The 1462-nt window shown below is 57.6% G+C and carries 1 protein-coding gene; it reads left to right on the top strand.

Features of this window, described 5'->3' with window-relative positions:
- Positions 1 to 126: 126 nt before the first annotated feature.
- Positions 127 to 1449, top strand: a complete 1323-nt coding sequence (locus HMPREF2559_RS01575; protein WP_066509688.1) for an ISL3 family transposase — start codon at positions 127 to 129, stop codon at positions 1447 to 1449.
- The last annotated feature ends 13 nt before the right edge of the window (positions 1450 to 1462 follow it).

Below are 1462 nucleotides of genomic sequence, written 5' to 3'. Positions count from 1 at the left end.
GGCTCTTCCGGTTTTAGAGTGCATTGATTAGTTCGCCGGGGGTTCGGGCGTGGCACAAGATATTGGGGTCCTTGGCTTTGTAGGAATAAGGGTGTCTAATCCATCCGTACAAACCAAGGACCTACTGTGCAGCCTAACGGAAATGTCATCGTCGATACCATCTGCCGCACCGCAGAACTAGGAGTTACTATCACCGGGGCCGCAGAACACGGCGATGTCACCGTCATCGAAGCCGAGCCCGTCGAGCCCATCAATGAATGCCCCACGTGCGGTCAGCCTGGAGTATTCCGCGACCACGTCATCCGCAGCCTGGTCGATCTGCCCATCGTCGGCCACCCAACACGCCTTCATGTGCGCCTTCCACGCTACCGGTGCACCAACAAGCGCTGCTTGCAGAAGATCTTCCGCGCGGGCCTTACCTGCGCGCCCGACAATTCAAAGACCACGGACAGGGTGACCCGCTGGATACTGCAACGACTCTGCCTAGATCGGATGAGCGTTGCCGCTGCAGCCAAGTCATTAGGCCTGGGGTGGGATACCACCAACGCCTTGGCCTTAGCCGCTGTCCAGGACTTGATCTACAACGACGAGCACTACCTCGACGGGGTCAAGGTCATCGGTGTTGATGAGCATCGCTGGTCGCACAACCGACGCACATGGCGCGACGGATACGTCACCGTCATCGTTGATATGACCGACCACCACGACAAGGATGGAAACGTCATCCGCCCCGCTCGGCTTCTTGACGTTGTCCCAGGCAGAAGCGCTGACGCGTTACGAACATGGCTGAATAATCACAGCGAGCAGTTCCGCGATCAGGTCAAGATCATCAGCATGGACGGCTTCCAAGGCTATGCCACCGCCGCTGGCGAAGTCATTCCCAACGCCACCCAAGTCATGGACCCGTTCCACGTTGTACGCCTGGCCGGTGACAAGCTCACCAAGTGCCGCGCCAGGCTCCAGTTAGAAACAACAGGCCGACGTGGCCGCAGCAAAGACCCGCTCTACCGCAACCGGAAAACTCTGTTGACCACCGAGGGCTTGCTCACCGACAAGCAGCGCGGGAGGCTTGAGGAACTGTTTGACTTCGACGACGACTACGCGCCGCTACAAGAGACCTGGACCTACTACCAACAAGTCATAAGCTGCTACAACAATCCCAACAAGCAAGCAGCCAAGAAAGCCATGAGCACGCTCATTGACACGCTTGTTGACATCAAAGACGCCGGGATCGCTGAGATCGCGCAGCTAGGCAGGACCATGAACAAACGCCGCAAGGACATCCTCGCCTACTTCGACCACGGAGTATCCAACGGACCTGTCGAAGCGATTAACGGTCGGTTGGAATTCCTACGCGGCATCGCCCTGGGATTCCGCAACCTCGACCACTACATATTGCGGTGCCTGATTCACGCCGCCAACATCCGACACAAAATCAATGCACTCTAAAACCGGAAGAGCC

Origin of the sequence: Corynebacterium sp. HMSC072G08, from assembly GCF_001809185.1 — a bacterium.
Classification (GTDB): Bacteria; Actinomycetota; Actinomycetes; order Mycobacteriales; family Mycobacteriaceae; genus Corynebacterium; species Corynebacterium phoceense.
Note: the sequence above shows the minus strand (reverse complement) of the source record. Positions and strands in the feature narration are given on the sequence as shown.